General features: G+C 63.8%; 16 protein-coding genes, 2 tRNA genes and 2 riboswitches. Of the genes, 11 read left to right on the top strand and 7 right to left on the bottom strand.

Features of this window, described 5'->3' with window-relative positions:
- Positions 1–45: 45 nt before the first annotated feature.
- Positions 46–243, bottom strand: a riboswitch (cobalamin riboswitch).
- A 28-nt stretch (positions 244–271) separates the two neighbouring features.
- From IMX18_RS14720 to nhaR, 3 genes are all read right to left on the bottom strand, one after another.
- Positions 272–1,438, bottom strand: coding sequence for an acetyltransferase domain-containing protein (locus tag IMX18_RS14720; RefSeq protein WP_137137329.1), 1,167 nt, complete (start codon positions 1,436–1,438; stop codon positions 272–274).
- Between the two features lie 290 nt (positions 1,439–1,728).
- Positions 1,729–3,855 carry a TonB-dependent receptor gene (locus IMX18_RS14715; RefSeq protein WP_191472912.1) on the bottom strand — a complete coding sequence of 709 codons (2,127 nt, stop codon included), beginning with the start codon at positions 3,853–3,855 and terminating at the stop codon, positions 1,729–1,731.
- 109 nt (positions 3,856–3,964) lie between these two features.
- A riboswitch (cobalamin riboswitch) is annotated at positions 3,965–4,172 on the bottom strand.
- Between the two features lie 34 nt (positions 4,173–4,206).
- Entirely contained in the window at positions 4,207–5,100 is an 894-nt protein-coding gene (gene nhaR, locus IMX18_RS14710) for a transcriptional activator NhaR (protein ID WP_054572694.1), read from the bottom strand.
- A gap of 134 nt (positions 5,101–5,234) precedes the next feature.
- Between nhaR and IMX18_RS14705 the strand changes: the two genes are divergently transcribed.
- Positions 5,235–5,474 (top strand): hypothetical protein, encoded by a 240-nt coding sequence (locus IMX18_RS14705; RefSeq protein ID WP_085663444.1) that lies wholly within the window; start codon positions 5,235–5,237, stop codon positions 5,472–5,474.
- A 29-nt stretch (positions 5,475–5,503) separates the two neighbouring features.
- Positions 5,504–6,256 (top strand): TerC family protein, encoded by a 753-nt coding sequence (locus IMX18_RS14700; RefSeq protein WP_003260907.1) that lies wholly within the window; start codon positions 5,504–5,506, stop codon positions 6,254–6,256.
- Between the two features lie 132 nt (positions 6,257–6,388).
- Here the strand turns inward: IMX18_RS14700 and IMX18_RS14695 are convergent, their stop codons facing one another.
- Entirely contained in the window at positions 6,389–6,565 is a 177-nt protein-coding gene (locus IMX18_RS14695) for a hypothetical protein (protein ID WP_015269782.1), read from the bottom strand.
- 165 nt (positions 6,566–6,730) lie between these two features.
- On the opposite strand from IMX18_RS14695, the gene IMX18_RS14690 reads away from it, so the two are divergent.
- The gene (locus IMX18_RS14690; protein WP_013971993.1) at positions 6,731–7,465 is read left to right on the top strand and encodes a peptidase C39 family protein; all 735 of its coding nucleotides are present in this window, start codon (positions 6,731–6,733) and stop codon (positions 7,463–7,465) included.
- A 111-nt stretch (positions 7,466–7,576) separates the two neighbouring features.
- On the opposite strand, the gene IMX18_RS14685 is transcribed toward IMX18_RS14690, so the two are convergent.
- Complete coding sequence (locus IMX18_RS14685; protein ID WP_013971994.1) at positions 7,577–8,860, bottom strand: NAD(P)/FAD-dependent oxidoreductase; 1,284 nt, start codon at positions 8,858–8,860, stop codon at positions 7,577–7,579.
- 203 nt (positions 8,861–9,063) lie between these two features.
- Here IMX18_RS14685 and IMX18_RS14680 point away from each other — a divergent pair.
- The 4 genes from IMX18_RS14680 to IMX18_RS14665 all read left to right on the top strand — a co-directional run bounded on the left by IMX18_RS14680 (position 9,064) and on the right by IMX18_RS14665 (position 10,750).
- Positions 9,064–9,140, top strand: a tRNA-Val gene (locus tag IMX18_RS14680).
- Positions 9,141–9,306: 166 nt separating this feature from the next.
- Positions 9,307–9,383, top strand: a tRNA-Val gene (locus IMX18_RS14675).
- A 131-nt stretch (positions 9,384–9,514) separates the two neighbouring features.
- Positions 9,515–10,084, top strand: a complete 570-nt coding sequence (locus IMX18_RS14670) for an SPOR domain-containing protein (protein ID WP_003260952.1) — start codon at positions 9,515–9,517, stop codon at positions 10,082–10,084.
- Between the two features lie 240 nt (positions 10,085–10,324).
- Entirely contained in the window at positions 10,325–10,750 is a 426-nt protein-coding gene (locus IMX18_RS14665) for an HD domain-containing protein (protein WP_061302673.1), read from the top strand.
- 12 nt (positions 10,751–10,762) lie between these two features.
- Here IMX18_RS14665 and IMX18_RS14660 read toward each other — a convergent pair whose 3' ends face one another.
- Both IMX18_RS14660 and IMX18_RS14655 read right to left on the bottom strand, forming a co-directional pair.
- Positions 10,763–11,005, bottom strand: a complete 243-nt coding sequence (locus tag IMX18_RS14660) for a DUF1654 domain-containing protein (protein WP_003260955.1) — start codon at positions 11,003–11,005, stop codon at positions 10,763–10,765.
- Positions 11,006–11,130: 125 nt separating this feature from the next.
- The gene (locus IMX18_RS14655; protein ID WP_015269784.1) at positions 11,131–12,219 is read right to left on the bottom strand and encodes an asparaginase; all 1,089 of its coding nucleotides are present in this window, start codon (positions 12,217–12,219) and stop codon (positions 11,131–11,133) included.
- 404 nt (positions 12,220–12,623) lie between these two features.
- On the opposite strand from IMX18_RS14655, the gene IMX18_RS14650 reads away from it, so the two are divergent.
- The 4 genes from IMX18_RS14650 to IMX18_RS14635 are packed head-to-tail and all read left to right on the top strand — an operon-like array spanning position 12,624 to position 17,174.
- Entirely contained in the window at positions 12,624–13,580 is a 957-nt protein-coding gene (locus IMX18_RS14650) for a sugar ABC transporter substrate-binding protein (protein ID WP_013971996.1), read from the top strand.
- Between the two features lie 21 nt (positions 13,581–13,601).
- Positions 13,602–15,155 (top strand): sugar ABC transporter ATP-binding protein, encoded by a 1,554-nt coding sequence (locus tag IMX18_RS14645; RefSeq protein WP_217190597.1) that lies wholly within the window; start codon positions 13,602–13,604, stop codon positions 15,153–15,155.
- Positions 15,152–16,147 (top strand): ABC transporter permease, encoded by a 996-nt coding sequence (locus IMX18_RS14640; protein ID WP_015269786.1) that lies wholly within the window; start codon positions 15,152–15,154, stop codon positions 16,145–16,147. Before IMX18_RS14645 ends, IMX18_RS14640 begins: the two co-directional genes overlap by 4 nt.
- 4 nt (positions 16,148–16,151) lie before the next feature.
- Positions 16,152–17,174 carry a LacI family DNA-binding transcriptional regulator gene (locus IMX18_RS14635; protein ID WP_015269787.1) on the top strand — a complete coding sequence of 341 codons (1,023 nt, stop codon included), beginning with the start codon at positions 16,152–16,154 and terminating at the stop codon, positions 17,172–17,174.
- Positions 17,175–17,185 lie beyond the last annotated feature (11 nt).

Below are 17,185 nucleotides of genomic sequence, written 5' to 3'. Positions count from 1 at the left end.
TGGCGGCAGGGGCAACACTGATGGCCAATCCCGGACACCCCGCCGGTTGGTGAATGTGGGCCGGCAGGTCTCCTGACTGGTGCGTCATGGCCTGGCTCCGGCCTTCCCGGGTTCGTGGCCCAGTGGCATTGATGGAGCAGGCTCGGCACCTACAGTTGCGGGGGCAGTTCCGTTTGGCCCGAACTGGCGGGCCTGGGATTCCCTATTGATTCCGTGGTGGAAACCGGCGGCCGGCATGGTAGACCATCGTGCCGCCGGGTGAAAACGCTTTTCAGAAGTACTTCAGCCAGGTGATGTCGCGCCGCCGCGCCTTCAGGCGGGCGAACCAGCGCACCGGCAGGTACAGCGAAACTGCCAGCAGCACTGCCCCCAGCCACACCGCGGCGATGCCATCGAAGCCGAAGTAGTCACCATGGTTGCGGCCGAACAGCGCCACGCTGGCCAGGTACAGCAGCTTCAGCACATACAGGTGCAGCAGGTAGAAGAACATCGGTGCCGCGCCGAACACCGCCAGGGCACTGATCCAGCGGGCCTGGCCGGCGCGTTCGAAGGCGCGCAGCAACAGCAGGCCACAGCCCAGGGTCAGGGCCAGGAACAGCAGCGATGGCGGGTACTTGGTGATGTTGAAGAAGCTCATCAGGGTTTGCGTGACGGTCGGGTAAACGCTCCACGGCGCCTCGCCGTAGCCGTTGACCAGGCGCAGCACGACAAAGCCCAGCAGCGCGATCAGCCCGGCCAGCAGCAGGCGATGCTGACGCTGGCCGGCCTCGCTGGCACGGGCGAACCAAGGGCCCAGGCCGTAGCCCAGGGCGATGACCCCGATCCACGGCAGCACCGGGTAGGAGGTGCGCAGGCGCAGGTTTTCGGAGAACTCCAGCCAGCCCCGGTCATGCAGGATCGCCCATGGCACGTGCAGGGCGGATTCGACGCCGAAGTGCAGGCCATCGAGCAGGTTGTGGCCGGCGATGATGATTGCGCCCACGGCGATCAGGGCGGCACGTGGCAACCACACCAGCAACGACAGGGCGATCATGCTCACGCCGATGGCCCAGATCACTTGCAGGTAGATGACGCTGGGCGGCAGCTGGAAGGTCCAGGCGAAGTTGACCAGGGTGAACTCCAGCACCACCAGGAACAGACCACGCTTGAACAGGAACGCCGAGACATCGCCGCGGCCCTGGTGTTTCTCGCCGTACAGCCAGGCTGAAAGGCCGGTCAGCAAGACGAACACCGGCGCGCACAGGTGGGCCAGGGTGCGGCTGAAGAACAGCGTGGGCTCGGTGGTATCAATGGCCATCGGGTCACTGACCTGGCGGTGCAGGAAGAAGGTTTCACGAACGTGGTCCAGGAGCATGAACAGGATTACCAGGCCGCGCAGGGCGTCGATGCTCTGCAGGCGCTGGGTGACCAGGGTGGGGTTGGCGCTGGCGCTTGTCATGGGAGGTCGCTGATAGGAATGGATGTCAACTGAAACGTTATCTTATAACTATTTGTTCGGCGTCGGGTAGTGGTTTCTGTGTTGAGCGATCTCTTCGCGGCTACCCAGCGGACCTGTAGGAGCAGCCTTGTGCTGCGAAGGGGGCGGCATGACAGAAGCTTTTCTGTGGCAGTTATGGCCTCTTCGCAGCACAAGGCTGCTCCTACAAAGGTTTCTCATCGGGCCTGAGGGCAGCGGTACTCCTGTGGGAGCGGGCAAGCCCGCGAAGAGGCCGGTGCAGGCAGTTCAGATCAGAAGCTGTAATCCACCGTCGCAAAGTACGACCGTGGCATCCCCATCAGCCACTGCTGGCCACTGAACGCCGACTGCACATACTCACGGTCGAACAGGTTGTTCAACTGCAACCCCAGCCGTACATCCGGCAACACCTGCCAGCCGATGTCGGCATCGACCACGGTGTAGCCGGGGGCGCTCTGGGTGTTGGCGGTATTGGCATAGCGCTCGTCCACATAACGCGCGCCAATGCCGGCCTCCAGCCGCTGGCCGAAGCCTTTGCTCAGCCACAGGTTGGCGGTACGCCGCGGGACATTGGCCGGGCGATTGCCCGCACGATCCTGCGCCACGCCGCCGACCATTTCGTCGAAGTCGTCGTACCTTGCGCGCACGATCGCCGCGTTGGCCGACACCTGCCACTGGTGCGCCAGCGCCAGTTCCAGGGTTGCCTCCAGGCCGTCGGACGTCTGCTGGCCAGCCTGTTGCTTCTCGTGGGTGACCGGGTCATCCACCAGCAGCTTCTTCTTGACGATGTGGTAGGCCGCCAATGTCCATTCGCCACGCCCTTCCCAGAAGCGCTGCTTCAGGCCCACTTCGGTCTGCCTGGCCTCGGTCAGGTCGTAGTGCATCTGGTTGGCGCTGAGGCTGATGAGGTTGTCGACCCCATCCTCGCTGGTGGAGTACTGGCCATACAGCGACAGGTCGTCGCTGACCGCGAACACCAGCCCGGCACGCCAGTTGCCGCCTTGCAGGCTGCGGTCGCTGCGGCTGTCGGTGGTCAGTTTTTCCTGGTCGATGTGGTTCTGGTCGCGGCGCACGCCGGTGACCAGCGACAGGCGATCGCTCAACTGCAGGCGGTTTTCGGCAAACAGGGCAAAGGTGTGGGTGGTAGAGAGCGTTTGCGGGCGCAGCGGCGAGGCGCTGTGGAACCAACCCGGTTGTGGCTGCCAAGGCTCGACGTAGTCACCGCCCACATCGTTGTAGGGCGCGTTGCTGTCGACGTTGAAGCGGACCTTGTTGTACTCGGCGCCGACCACGGTCTTGCTGGCCAGGCCAAACAGCCTGTGGTCGAGGGTGAAGGCCTGTCGGTCGCCGAACTGTTCCTGGTTGTGCTTGATCTGCAGATAGCTGCCGCGCAGCAGCTGCTGGCGCCCGGCATCCCAGCTGTATTCCTCGGCATTGCGCCAGTGACGGCGGCTCTTGATGTAGTAAAGCTGGTTGCTGGCGCTGAGGTGGTCGTTCAACGTCCAGTCGGTATTCAGGCGGGTCCATTCATCGACGTAGTGCTGCACGTCGTCCTGCACGTTGTAGTTCTTCTTGCGCAGGCTGCTGCGGTAGTGGCCGTCGATCAGCGGGGTGCCGTAGTAGTTGGCAGGCTGCGCATCGCCACGGTCGTGAGCGAGGGTGAAGCTGAGGTCGTCGCTGGCATCGAAGCGCAGCGCGGCGCTCAGCGCCAGGCTGCGTGACGGGGTGCGGTCGACCCAACCGTTACCGGTTTGCTGGTTCAGGGCCAGGCGGTAGCTCAGGCGCTCACCGAGGCTGCCGCCGCTGTCCAGGCCGAGCTGCTGGCGGTCCCACGAACCGTAGCCCAGGCGCAGGTGGTTGCGTACCTCGCCGGCAAACGGCTTTTTCGGGATCACGTTGACCACCGCCCCGGTGGCGCCTTCGCCATACAGCACCGAAGCCGGGCCGCGAATGACATCGATGCGCTCGACCATCCACGGGTCGACCGGGAACGTCTGGGTGCCGGCACCGGTGTACAGGCGTGCGCCGTCGAACAAGGTCATCACCGAGCCGTGCCCGGTAAAGCCGCGGGCGGACAGGCCCGTGCCGCCGTCGCCCGGTGAGCCGATGTAGCTGATGCCCGCTGAGCGGGTCTCCGCGTCCTGCACAGTGAGGTTGTTGCGCTGCTGGATCTGTTCGGCGCTGATGCTGCTGGTGCTGGCCGGTGTCTCCAGGGCGCTGAGGCCAAGGCGCGAACCAGCCTGGGTCGGTGTGGTCAGGTCGATGGCGTGGCTGTCTAGGGTGTCGGTGATGGCCGTGGAGGGCAGGGCCAGTGGTTGTCGCTCGAGGTCATCGGCCAGGGCCGGCAGGGAAACGGCCAGGCAGGCCGCCAAGGGGTGAAGCTTGAAGATACGGGACATGTCGTTCCACTACTGCAGGAATGAATGGATCCCGGTGGAAAACACGCAAAGGCGCACCGTGCACGCAGGCGCACGCACGGATACCGGCCTGCGCCCGCCCACCGCGGGTTGCCAAGTGAAGCTCCAGGCCGGTCTCCGGGCTTGCGAGGGGCATGAAACCTTCACCTTCCCATGCATGTGCACAGTGGTATCTCGAAGGGTTCGCTCGCTTACCGTTGCGGGGGCAGCGCCGGACTTGTCGTGGGCAACACGACGCACCGGCTTCCCGTTTCACCCTGCGCGCGGCGGCGCAGGGCACCTGAAACTGGCGGGCATATGACCATTGAAACGCGGGGGCGTCAATTCTGCCTGTTACCAGTTAAACAACTCTCGTCGTGCCCCCTCGGTAATCGCCACGATTCCCGGGTGCTTGACCTTGCGCTCCACCGAAATGGCATAGAACGACTCATGCACCGCCTCGGTCTGCCCGATCAGCTCCACGCCATATTGGCGGCACACCTCCTCGGCGATCACGCTGGGCGCGACGAAGATGCCGCTGCCCGACTGCCCGAATGCCTGCATCAAGGCACTGTCATCGAACTCGCCCACGATGCGTGGCTGCACCTGCTGCTCACCCAGCCAGCGCAGCAGGCGGCTGCGTACCACGGTTTCCTGCCCGGGGATAAGCAATGGCGCATCCTGCAGGCAGGCGGGGAAGGGGCCTTCCAGGCGGTGTGCCAGCGCCGGGGTGGCGAAGAAGCTCAACCCACACTCGCCCAGTTTCTGGCTATAACCCTTGATGTCCAGGTGGCTGGGCATAGGGCTGTCGGAAATCACCAGGTCCAGGCGCTGGATTGCCAGGTCGGCCAGCAGCCGTTCGAGCTTGTCTTCGCGGCAGTTGATGCGCAGAACGTCGTCCAGCTCCATGGTCGGTGCCAGCAGGCGGTAGACGATGGACTTGGGCACCACGTCCGCCACGCCCACGCGGAACAGGATCTGCTCCTGCGGGCCGGCCCGCAGCATGGCCTCCAGCTCGCTTCCCAGCTGGAACATCTGCTCGGCATAGATCAGCGTCTGGCGCCCGGTTTCGGTCAGTTCCAGCTGGCGCCCCACGCGCTGGAACAGCTCCAGGCCATAGGTCTGCTCGAACAGGCTGATCTGACCGCTGATGGTTTGCGGGGTCAGGTTCAACTGTTCGCTGGCGCGGGCGATGCTGCCGGTCTTGGCCACGGCCCAGAAGTAGTGCAACTGCCGATAGTTGAGCATCGGTATCGTTCCGGATTCGTAAAAACCGAAGTATAACCGCTGAAAATACGAATTTTCCGGATGTGTTGCGCTCTTTAGAATGCGACTCCATCAGGCGCCGTGTGCGCCGCCGGAACATGAAAAGCGAGGAACCCATGCTGCAACTAAAATCCATCGGCACGCCGCTGGTGCTGGCCTTGGCCCTGTTCACCCTGGCCGGTTGCGAGCAGGCCGAGAAATCCGCCCAGCAGATGCTCGACCAGGCCGCGCAGTCGGCCAAGCAGGCCATCGACGACACCAACAAGGCCGCACAGCAGGCGTTGAGCGAGGCCATCGGCAGCGAAGGGCAAAAGCCCAAGGACGCCGACAAGAAAGAAGACACCCAGGAAATCTGACCCCCAACCGCTGCTGCAGGATTTGAACAATGGAATACTTGCTGGAACTCGTCGCTAGCCCTACCGCCTGGGTTGCCCTGGCTACGCTGGTGGCCATGGAAGTCGTGCTGGGCATCGACAACCTGATTTTCATCTCCATCCTGACCAACAAGCTGCCGGTGGAGTACCGCTCCAAGGCGCGCCGTATCGGTATCAGCATGGCCCTGGTCATGCGCCTGGCCTTGCTCAGCACGGTGGCCTGGATCGTCCAGCTGACGGACCCGGTGTTTGAAGTATTCGGCAATGCCTTCTCCTGGAAGGACGTGATCCTGATTGCCGGTGGCCTGTTCCTGCTGTGGAAGGCGACCAAGGAAATCCACGAGAACGTCGACCCGCACGGGGCCAAGGAAGAAGCCAAGGTGTCGTCGACGGTTACCCTGGGCTTTGCCGCGGCGATCTTCCAGATCCTGCTGCTGGACATCGTCTTCTCGGTCGACAGCATCATCACCGCCGTGGGCATGACCGAGCACCTGCCTATCATGATCATTGCCGTTATCACTGCCGTGATCGTCATGATGGTGGCCGCCGACCCGTTGGCCAACTTCATCAACGACAACCCGACCGTGGTGATGCTGGCCCTGGGCTTCCTGATCATGATCGGCATGACGCTGATCGCCGAAGGTTTCGGCGCCCATGTACCGAAGGGGTATGTGTACGCGGCCATGGCCTTCTCGACGGCGATCGAGATCCTCAACATCCTGGCCCGTCGGGCACGGTTGAAGCGTGAGGCGGCTGAAGGTTGATGTAAAAAATGCGGGGCGCTCGCGCCCCATTCGCGGGCTTGCCCGCTCCCACAGGTGCCGCGTCAGCCAGATAGCTACGCGGCCCCAGTGGGAGCGGGCAAGCCCGCGAATGGGGGTAGGGAAAATCTGTAGTCAGTGCACCCCGGCATGCCGCCGCGACCGGCGCACAGGCTGTGGCTTGGCGGGGGCCTGCGGTGGCAGGTGGTGGTGGGAATGACGCCGCACGATACGCAGTACACCCCACAGCATGGCGGCTGCAACGCTCAGCCACATGCCAACCAGCATGAGGATTGCCATGGTCAGGCTCATTTGTGCCTCCATCTCTACGGGCCGCGCTCGGTCGCCGACGCTGGCCTTCCAGACACTGCTTTAGTCTAGTCTTTCGCCTGTGACGTTCCATTGACCAAAGGTCTATTGCTTGGTCCGATTTGCTCCTAAGCGGTGTCGGACTATACCCGCGCCGCTGTCCGACCTATGATCGGTGGCCAGAGCCGGGCGCTGCCTGCCCGGCGTTGGAGCAAGCGAGTGTCCATGCAGCAACCTTCCTTCAAGACCATCCCTCGTCGGCTGCTGGCTGCCTGCCTGGTTGCAGCCAGCCTGGCCGGTTGCGCCAGCGCACCCTCCGGCAACCTCAAGGGCCTGCCGCAGCGGGTCGAGATCAGCAGCGTGCCGTTCTACCGTGGCAACGCCAACCACAGCGGGGCCATGGCATTGGCGGCGGTGCTGTCGCAACAGGGGGCTCCGATCACGCCGGGGCTGCTGGACAAGCCGCTGAACCTGCCGCAGGGCGCCGAGGCCCTGGACACCGGCATCCCCCGGGTGGCGCGCGACTACGGCATGGTGGTGTATCCGCTGGACAAGCAGCTGGACGCGCTGTTGACCCAGGTGGCGGCGGGCAACCCGGTGCTGCTGCGTTACGAGGATGGTTCGGCCTGGTGGAGCGAGCCACGCTACGCCGTGCTGATCGGCTACGACCGCTACAAGCAGCGGGTGCTGTTGCGCTCGGGCATGCACCGGCGGCAGTTGATGGCGTTCGATGACTTTGCCTCGGCGTGGGCGAAGCTTGGGAGCTGGGCGGTGCTGGTGCAGCCACCTCGGCAGCTGCCAGCCCAGGTGGACCGCCAGCGCTGGTTGCAGGCTGCCGATGAACTGGCCCGGGCGGGGCAGGAGATTGCGGCGAAGCAGGCTGTGAGTAGCCTGAACAAATAGCTTTGTCTGTACCGGCCCTTTCGCGGGCACGCCCGCTCCCACAGGGACCGTGCAACCAGCACAAATCCTGTGGGAGCGGGCGTGCCCGCGAAGAGGCCAAGCCTGCCTACATCAGAAGCCCAGGCGATCGCGCAGGCTGTAGTACCAGGCCCCAATGGCGCTGAACGGCACGCGCAGCATCTGGCCACCCGGGAACGGGTAGTGCGGCAGCCCGGCGAAGGCGTCGAAACGCTCGGCCTGGCCACGCATGGCCTCGGCCAGCACCTTGCCCGCCAGGTGGGTGTAGGTCACGCCGTGACCCGAGCAGCCCTGGGAGTAGTAGATATTGTCGCCGATACGGCCAACCTGTGGCAGACGCGACAGGGTCAGCAGGAAGTTGCCGGTCCAGGCGTAGTCGATCTTCACGTTCTTCAGTTGCGGGAAGGCCTTGAGCATCTTCGGACGGATGATCGCCTCGATGTTGGCCGGGTCACGCGCGCCGTACACCACGCCACCACCGAAGATCAGGCGCTTGTCGCTGGTCAGGCGGTAGTAGTCGAGCAGGTAGTTGCAATCCTCGACGCAGTAGTCCTGCGGCAGCAGGGTGCGCGCCAGCTCGTCGCCCAGCGGTTCGGTGGTGATCACCTGGGTGCCGCATGGCATGGACTTGCTGGCCAGCTCCGGCACCAGGTTGCCCAGGTAGGCGTTGCCGGCGACGATGATGAACTTGGCGCGGACCTTGCCCTGCGGGGTGTGCACCACCGGGTTGGCGCCGCGCTCGATGCGTACGGCCGGGGTTTGCTCATAGATGATGCCGCCCAGCGACTCGACCGCAGCGGCTTCGCCCAGGGCCAGGTTCAGCGGGTGGATGTGGCCGCCGCTCATGTCCAGCATGCCGCCCACATAGTTGTCGCAGGCGACCACTTCGCGGATGCGCTTCTGGTCCATCAGCTCCAGCTGGTTGTGACCGAAGCGTTCCCACAGGCGCTTTTGCGACTCCAGGTGGCCCATCTGCTTGCTGGTGAGGGCAGCGAACACGCCACCGTCCTTCAGGTCGCACTGGATGTTGTACTTGGCCACGCGCTCACGAATGATGCGCCCGCCTTCGAAGGCCATGTGGCCCAGCAGCTGAGCCTGCTTGGGGCCGACGGTGCGCTCGATGACGTCGATGTCGCGGCTGTAGCTGTTGACGATCTGGCCGCCGTTGCGGCCCGATGCGCCGAAGCCGACCTTGGCTGCTTCGACGATGCTCACCTTGAAGCCGTTCTCCAGCAGGAACAGGGCGCTGGACAGGCCGGTGTAGCCGGCGCCGATGATGCACACATCGGTTTCCACCTCACCCTGCAGCGCCGGACGTGGCGGCACCGGGTTGGCCGAGGCGGCGTAGTAGGACTGGGGGTAGGGGGTGTTAGCCATGCTGCAGGAACCTCGTGTTTTATATTTTTAACGAATGTACCGATGCTATCAATAATAATAAACACCCGCTAGTCGTCCGTTGAAAATCCTTTACTCGGTCCCCGCCAGCGCACTTTTCTATAAAGAGTTTAAGATTCAGTAGGTTAGCGCGAAAAAAAGTGTTGACAGGGTTTTTGGAATGGGTAGAATGCGCACCACACGACAGGCACATAGCTCAGTTGGTTAGAGCACCACCTTGACATGGTGGGGGTCGTTGGTTCGAGTCCAATTGTGCCTACCAAATCGAAGAAGGGGTGATCCGCAAGGGTCACCCCTTTTTTCATTGGGTTCTCGCGGCCTGGTGCTGCGCAGCAGGCCCTTATGCACGAACTCGCAAAGTTTTTGATTTTTCTGAAAAAAACGCTTTACAGGTACGCATTTGATCACTAATATGCGCACCACACGACAGGCACATAGCTCAGTTGGTTAGAGCACCACCTTGACATGGTGGGGGTCGTTGGTTCGAGTCCAATTGTGCCTACCAAATCGAAAAAGGGCGATCAGTAATGATCGCCCTTTTTGCTGTGCGCATGAAGCAGCGTGTAACGTTTGGTCGCGGTTCGGGGCATTGCCCGGCGTGCTAGAATCCGCCCCTTCGAATCTGGAGGTACACGCGTGCGCAAACTGGCTGTGGTAATGGCAGTGCTCGCCCTGGCGGGCTGTGAGAACGAAGTCGAAGGCGTGCACAAACAGGTGGCCGAACACCTGCACAACCCCAAGACCGCCAAGTTCGGCAACGTGCGGATCGACACCCAGGGCACCATCTGCGGCCAGGTCCGTGGCAAGGATGATGCCGGGCAGTACGAGGCCTACCGCAGCTACGTGGCCATCAAGCGCGATGGCCAGTACGAAATCATCGTCGACGACAGCGGCAACAACCTGCGCATCCGCGAAATGTGCGGCGGCGCCGAGCTGCAGCGCCGCGCCGAGGCCCTGGCTGGCCAGCCGGCCCCGCAAGGCTGGGATGTGGAAGTGATCCAGGGTGCAAACATGGGCGCACTCAGCGACATGACCGCACGCCTGATCGAAAAGGGCATCCCGTCCTCGGTGGAGTACCGCGACGGCAAGCCGGTGGTGCTGATGGGGCCATTCCCCACCCGTGAGGAAGCCGAAGCGCGCAAGGCCGAGGTGATGGCCAAGCTGGGTACCGATTCGGTGGTGATTCAGCACGGCGCAGCGCGCTGAAAACTCTGTGTGAGTGGGGGGCTGTAGGAGCGGCCTTGTGTCGCGACGGGCTGCGAAGCAGCCCCACAGAATCTGCTGTGATGCCGAATCCCGGGGCTGCTTTGCAGCCCGTCGCGACGCAAGGCCGCTCCTACAGGGCATGCGCCAGCTTCCGGATTTCGAGCAGTCACACGCGCGCTAGACATTGTCCGCACAGTTTTGGCTATGCTTGTCAGGAAGAAGCCGAACGGGGAGGGCCTCATGTCTACACTGGAGCGGGCCATTGCCGTGGCCGCCAGGGCGCATGAAGGGCAATACGACAAGGGTGGGGCCGCTTATATCCTCCACCCGCTACGCGTGATGATGCGGGTTTCCACAACCGAACAACGGATTGTCGCGGTGCTGCACGATGTGATCGAAGACACCCCGCTGACCCTGTCCGACCTGGCGCGCGAGGGTTTCGCGCTGAAAATCCTTGCCGCCTTGCTGGCGCTCAGCCGCCGTGAGGGCGAGGCCTACCAGGACTTCGTGGTGCGCCTGGGCGGTGACCCGCTGGCGCGCACCGTCAAGTTGGCCGATCTGGCCGACAACAGCGACCTTTCGCGCATCCCGTGCCCAAGCCCCACCGACCTGGCACGGCTGGCGCGTTACCGCGAAGCCAGCGCCTACCTGCAGGCCTTGGCTTGAGGCTGAATGCAGTCAGTCTTCCTTCGGTACCGTCCAGAAAATCTGCACGCCGCCATCGTCGCGGTGGGCGAGGGTGACGTTATCGTTTTCGGCGATTTCCTCTAGCAGGGTTTCCCAATCTTCCGGGGTTTCCTGCTCCAGACGGAAAATCAACGCCGCACGGCTGCGCTGGGCGGTGGGGCTGTTGATGATTTTCTGAATGCGCATACCCAGTTGTTCATAGCTGCTTGGGGTGGCGGAGGCGGTGCTGGACACAAGTGTTTCCTTGTTTTTGCTGTATGCGCATACAGTATTTCACTGTAAGTAATTTCGCAACAGTCAGACAGCAAACGCCCCGCCTGGGCAGCGGGGCTGTTTGCATTTCCGGGGGCGGCTGGCGATCAGTACTCCCAGAAGATGCGCTGCAGCTCCTTGCTGTCCTGGGTCCTGGTCATCGCTACCATCGCCAGAATCCGCGCTTTCTGTGGGTTCAGGTCATGGGCCACGACCCAGTCGTTCTTGTCATCCGGCTGCTCGGCGTTGCGCAGCACGAAGCCACCCTGGTTGACGTGCGACGAGCGAATGATCTGCACGCCGTTCTTGCGCAGCTCCTGCAGCGCCGGCACCACCCGCGACGACACCGAACCGTTGCCGGTACCGGCATGGATCAGTGCCTTGGCGCCATTCTGCGCCAGTGCCTTGTAGGCGGTGTCAGTGACGTTGCCATAGCCATAGGCGATATCCACCTGCGGCAGGCTGCTGATCTGCTTGATGTCGAACTCGGAGTTGACCGTGTGGCGCTTGGCCGGCAGGCGGAACCAGTACGACTTGCCTTCCACCACCATGCCCATCGGGCCCCAGGCGCTCTTGAAGGCTTCGGTCTTGATGTTCACTGCCTTGCTGACATCGCGCCCGGACTGGATCTCGTCATTCATGGTCACCAGCACGCCCTTGCCGCGCGACTGCTTGTCGCTGGCCACGGCCACGGCGTTGTAAAGGTTGAGCATGCCGTCGGCGGACATGGCGGTACCCGGGCGCATCGAACCGACGACCACGATCGGCTTGTCGGTCTTTTCCACCAGGTTGAGGAAGTAGGCGGTCTCTTCCAGGGTGTCGGTGCCGTGGGTAATGACGATGCCGTCGACGTCCTTGCTTTCGGCGAGTTCGGCAACGCGTTTGCCCAACTTGAGCAGGTCGTCGTTGGAGATGCTCTCAGAGGCGATCTGCATGACCTGCTCGCCGCGGACGTTGGCCAGGTCGGCCAGCTCCGGCACACCGGCGATCAGTTTGTCGACGCCCAGCTTGGCGGCCTGGTAGGTGGCGCTGTTGGCGGCGCTGGCGCCAGCGCCGGCAATGGTGCCGCCGGTGGCGAGGATGACCACGTTGGCCAGCTTCTGCTGGGTTTCAGCCTCTTTGGCCGAAACGGTGGCTGGAATGGCCAGCAGCACGGCGAGTGCGCTGGGGGCGAAGATTTTCAGTGCGGCATTCATCGTTATTGTTCTCTCTCTTCCTAATGAGATGGTTGTTTTGTCGCACAGGGTGCAAGGCAGGTTTCGTACCAGGCATGTGTGCGCTGCCTGTAGGAGCGGCCTTGTGTCGCGATGGGGCGCGTAGCGGCCCCGGATTCACTGGCAAATGCACAAATTGCCGGGGCTGCTGCGCAGCCCATCGCGACACAAGGCCGCCCCCACATGAAGGTGCGTTCCATTCGAGATTCCGAACAAATGCAGGAAAAGACGTTCGGCTTTTCGGAAAAAATCCGGATAAACTGCGCCAAGTTCGACTTGACCTCCGACAGCCAAACGGATTTGACAAACCCCGGTCCTGTTTCCATAGTTAGGCAACGCAAACGTTTGCGATCCGACAAAAAACACAAGATTCGGAGTCATCGTCCATGAAACTGCCGTTCCCCGGTCGTCTGCTGGCCCTCGCGGTCATTTCCTCGCTGTCCCTGGCCCTGCCATTTTCCCCCGCCCACGCCGAAGACAAGCCCAAGGTCGCCCTGGTCATGAAGTCGCTGGCCAACGAGTTCTTCCGCACCATGGAAGACGGCGCCAAGGACTACCAGAAAGCCCACGCCGATGAATTCGAGCTGATCGCCAACGGCATCAAGAACGAGACCGATACCGGCGAGCAGATCCGCATCGTCGAGCAGATGGTCAACGCGGGCGCCAAGGCCCTGGTCATTGCCCCGGCCGACTCCAAGGCGCTGGTATCGGCGGTGAAGAAGGCCATGGACCAGGGCGTTGTGGTGATCAACATTGACAACCGTCTGGACCCTGAACTGCTCAAGAGCAAAGGCATCAGCGTACCCTTCGTGGGCCCCGACAACCGCAAGGGCGCGCGCCTGGTCGGTGACTACCTGGCCAACGAGAAGCTCAAGGCCGGCGACCAGGTCGGCATCATCGAAGGCGTGCCGACCACCACCAACGCCCAGCAGCGTACCGCCGGCTTCAAGGACGCCATGGACGCCGCGCAGATCAAGATCGTTTCGGTGCAGAGCGGCAACTGGGAAATCGACAAAGGCAACGCCGTCGCCGCCTCCATGCTCAACGAATACCCCGACCTGAAAGCCCTGCTGGCCGGCAACGACAGCATGGCCCTGGGCGCGGTGTCGGCCGTGCGTGCCGCCGGCAAGACCGGCCAGGTGCAAGTGGTGGGCTACGACAACATCAACGCCATCAAGCCGATGCTCGCCGATGGCCGTGTGCTTGCCACCCTCGACCAAGCGGCCAGCCAGCAGGCGGTGTACGGCATCCAGGCGGCGCTGAAAATGGTCAAGGGCGAGAAACCCGACGTGGATGCCGACAACGTCATCCAGACCCCGGTCCAACTCATCACCAAGCCCTGATCGCTGGCAGGAGAAACGGCCATGCCTGCATCGGCCAACGAAGTAGTGCTCGCCGCCAGTGGCCTGGGCAAGACCTACGCCCAGCCCGTGCTCGGCGAGGTCAGCCTGAACCTGCGTGCCGGCGAAGTGCTGGCCCTGACCGGCGAGAACGGCGCCGGCAAGAGCACCTTGTCCAAGCTCATCAGTGGGCTGGAAACCCCCACCACCGGGCACATGCGCTACCGCGGCCAGGCCTACGCGCCTGGCAGCCGCAGCGAGGCTGAGCGCCTTGGCGTGCGCATGGTCATGCAGGAACTCAACCTGCTGCCCACGCTGACCGTGGCGGAAAACCTGTTCCTCGACAACCTGCCCGGCCGCTTCGGCTGGATCAGCCAGAAGCGCCTGCGCCAACTGGCCACGGCCGCCATGGCCCAGGTCGGCCTCGACGCCATCGACCCGGACACCCCGGTCGGCGAGCTGGGCATCGGCCATCAGCAGATGGTCGAGATCGCCCGCAACCTGATTGGCGACTGCCATGTGCTGATCTTCGACGAGCCCACCGCCATGCTCACCGCGCGCGAAGTGGAGCTGCTGTTCACCCAGATCGAGCGCCTGCGCCAACGTGGCGTGGCCATCGTCTACATCTCCCATCGCCTGGAAGAACTGCAGCGCGTGGCCCAGCGCATCGTCGTGCTGCGCGACGGCAAACTGGTGTGCGATGAGCCGATACAGCGCTATAGCAGCGCCGAACTGGTCAACCTGATGGTCGGCCGCGAGCTGGGCGAGCATATCGACCTAGGCCGCCGGCAGATCGGCGCGCCGCTGCTCAAGGTCGACAGGCTAAGCCGTGCCGACAAGGTGCGTGAAGTGTCGTTCGAGGTCAGGGCAGGGGAGATCTTCGGCATTTCCGGCCTGATCGGTGCCGGCCGTACCGAACTGCTGCGCCTGATCTACGGCGCCGACCGTGCCGACAGCGGCAGCATCGCCCTCGGCCAGCCGCCCAAGGCTGTCACCATCGACTCGCCCAAGGCTGCGGTGCAGGCCGGTATCGCGCTGATCACCGAAGACCGCAAAGGCGAGGGCCTGCTGCTGACGCAGTCGATCAGCGCGAATATCGCCCTGGGCAACCTCGGCGCGGTATCACGGGCCGGGGTGCTCGATGGCGAAGCCGAAGCGGCATTGGCCGAACGCCAGATCCAGGCCATGCGCATTCGCAGTGCCGGCCCGCAGCATGTGGTAGGCGAGCTGTCTGGCGGCAACCAGCAGAAGGTGGTGATCGGCCGCTGGCTGGAGCGCGACTGCCAGGTGCTGCTGTTCGACGAGCCCACCCGTGGCATCGACGTCGGCGCCAAGTTCGACATCTATGGCCTGCTGGCCGAGCTGGCGCGCCAGGGCAAGGCCCTGGTGGTGGTGTCCAGCGACCTGCGCGAGCTGATGCTGATATGCGACCGCATCGCCGTGCTGTCGGCCGGTCGCCTGATCGACACCTTCGAGCGTGACCATTGGAGCCAGGACCAGTTGCTGGCCGCGGCCTTTGCCGGTTATCAGAAACGTGACGCACTGCTGCATGAAGCAGCTCCCAGGATGGATGCATGAAAACCACCCCGCTCGACAGCCAAGGCGCCGCACCGGTGCGCCGCAGTGGCACCTATCTTGGCCTGGGTACCTACCTGGGCCTGGCCGGCGCCTTGCTGGCGATGATCGTGCTGTTCTCGTTCCTCAGCAGCCACTTCTGGTCGTACAACACCTTCAGTACCCTGGCCAACCAGATCCCCGACCTGATGGTACTGGCGGTGGGCATGACCTTCGTGCTGATCATCGGCGGCATCGACCTGTCGGTGGGCTCGGTACTGGCGCTGGCGGCCTCCACGGTCAGCGTGGCGATCCTCGGCTGGGGCTGGGGCGTGCTGCCTTCGGCCCTGCTGGGCATGGCCGTGGCCGCGCTGGCCGGCAGCATCACCGGCGGCGTCACTGTGGCCTGGCGCATTCCGTCGTTCATCGTTTCGCTCGGGGTGCTGGAAATGGCCCGCGGCCTGGCCTACCAGTTCACCGACTCGCGCACCGCCTATATCGGTGATGCCTATGCCTGGTTCTCCAACCCCATCGCATTCGGCATCTCGCCGGCGTTCATCATCGCCTTGCTGGTGATTGTGCTGGCCCAGTTGGTGCTGACCCGCACGGTGTTCGGCCGCTACCTGATCGGTATCGGCACCAACGAAGAGGCCGTGCGCCTGGCCGGCATCGACCCGCGCCCGTACAAGGTGCTGGTGTTCGCCCTGATGGGCCTGCTCGCCGGCCTGGCCGCGCTGTTCCAGATCTCGCGCCTGGAAGCCGCCGACCCCAATGCCGGCTCCGGCCTGGAGCTGCAGGTAATCGCCGCCGTGGTGATTGGCGGCACGAGCCTGATGGGCGGGCGCGGCTCGGTCATCAGCACCTTCTTTGGCGTGCTGATCATTTCGGTGCTGGCCGCAGGGTTGGCGCAGATCGGTGCCAGCGAACCGACCAAACGCATCATCACCGGGGCGGTGATCGTCATCGCCGTGGTGCTCGACACCTACCGTAGCCGGCGTGCAGGCCGGCGGAACTGAGAACATGGCAACCATCAAAGACGTCGCGGCACTGGCGGGCATTTCCTACACCACCGTGTCCCATGTGCTGAACAAGACCCGGCCGGTCAGCGAGCAGGTGCGGTTGAAAGTCGAAGCCGCCATCGCCGAACTCGACTACGTACCCAGCGCCGTGGCCCGCTCGCTGAAGGCGCGCAGCACGGCCACCATCGGCCTGCTGGTACCCAACAGCGTCAACCCGTACTTCGCCGAGTTGGCGCGGGGCATCGAAGACGCCTGCGAGCGCAACGGCTACTGCGTGATCCTGTGCAACTCCGACGACAACCCGCAGAAGCAGCGCAGCTACCTGCGCGTGCTGCTGGAAAAGCGCATCGACGGCCTGGTAGTGGCTTCGGTAGGGCAGGACAGCGACCTGCTGCAAAGCCTGGCTGGCGTGCGCACGCCCATGGTGATCGTCGACCGCGAACTGGACGGTGTCGATGCCGACCTGGTGCGCATCGACCACGAGCAGGGCGCCTTCCTGGCCACCCAGCACCTGCTGGAACTTGGTCACCATGACATCGCCTACATCGGCGGCCCCGCCGAGACCGGTGTGACCCAGCTGCGCCTGAGCGGCTTCCGCCGCGCCATGGCCGAAGCCGGTGTGCCGGTGCGCAACGACCGCGTGCTGCACTGCGATTTCACCAGCCCCGGCGGCCATGCAGCCGCAGGCCGGCTGCTGGAGGGCAAGCGGCCTACGGCGATTTTTGCCGGCAACGACATGATCGGCTTCGGTGTGTTGCGTGCCGCGGCCGAACGCAATATCAACGTGCCCGGCGAGCTGTCGGTGATCGGCTTCGACGACATCGAGCTCAGCCGTTATGTGTACCCACCGTTGACCACGGTGGGCCAGTCGATTCGCGAGCTGGGCGAGAGCGCCGCGTCGCTGTTGCTGGCGCGTATCGGCACCCCCCGGCAGGGCGCGGCAGAGCAACGCATCGTCGCCCCGCGCATTGTGCTGCGCGAGTCCACCGGGCCGCGTCCGGACCTGTTCAACGATTACCGCTGATGCTAAGGAAA

It is taken from the genome of Pseudomonas shirazica (assembly GCF_015168335.1).
Taxonomy (GTDB): Bacteria; Pseudomonadota; Gammaproteobacteria; order Pseudomonadales; family Pseudomonadaceae; genus Aquipseudomonas; species Aquipseudomonas asiatica.
This window is presented reverse-complemented; position numbering and strand designations above follow the sequence as displayed.

Coding starts and splice junctions, on each gene's coding strand:
- IMX18_RS14720 (WP_137137329.1), bottom strand. CDS start 1,438: ATGACAAGCGCCAGCGCCAACCCCACCCTGGTCACCCAGCGCCTGCAG.
- IMX18_RS14715 (WP_191472912.1), bottom strand. CDS start 3,855: ATGTCCCGTATCTTCAAGCTTCACCCCTTGGCGGCCTGCCTGGCCGTT.
- nhaR (WP_054572694.1), bottom strand. CDS start 5,100: ATGCTCAACTATCGGCAGTTGCACTACTTCTGGGCCGTGGCCAAGACC.
- IMX18_RS14705 (WP_085663444.1), top strand. CDS start 5,235: ATGCTGCAACTAAAATCCATCGGCACGCCGCTGGTGCTGGCCTTGGCC.
- IMX18_RS14700 (WP_003260907.1), top strand. CDS start 5,504: ATGGAATACTTGCTGGAACTCGTCGCTAGCCCTACCGCCTGGGTTGCC.
- IMX18_RS14695 (WP_015269782.1), bottom strand. CDS start 6,565: ATGAGCCTGACCATGGCAATCCTCATGCTGGTTGGCATGTGGCTGAGC.
- IMX18_RS14690 (WP_013971993.1), top strand. CDS start 6,731: ATGATCGGTGGCCAGAGCCGGGCGCTGCCTGCCCGGCGTTGGAGCAAG.
- IMX18_RS14685 (WP_013971994.1), bottom strand. CDS start 8,860: ATGGCTAACACCCCCTACCCCCAGTCCTACTACGCCGCCTCGGCCAAC.
- IMX18_RS14665 (WP_061302673.1), top strand. CDS start 10,325: ATGTCTACACTGGAGCGGGCCATTGCCGTGGCCGCCAGGGCGCATGAA.
- IMX18_RS14655 (WP_015269784.1), bottom strand. CDS start 12,219: ATGAATGCCGCACTGAAAATCTTCGCCCCCAGCGCACTCGCCGTGCTG.
- IMX18_RS14650 (WP_013971996.1), top strand. CDS start 12,624: ATGAAACTGCCGTTCCCCGGTCGTCTGCTGGCCCTCGCGGTCATTTCC.
- IMX18_RS14645 (WP_217190597.1), top strand. CDS start 13,602: ATGCCTGCATCGGCCAACGAAGTAGTGCTCGCCGCCAGTGGCCTGGGC.
- IMX18_RS14640 (WP_015269786.1), top strand. CDS start 15,152: ATGAAAACCACCCCGCTCGACAGCCAAGGCGCCGCACCGGTGCGCCGC.
- IMX18_RS14635 (WP_015269787.1), top strand. CDS start 16,152: ATGGCAACCATCAAAGACGTCGCGGCACTGGCGGGCATTTCCTACACC.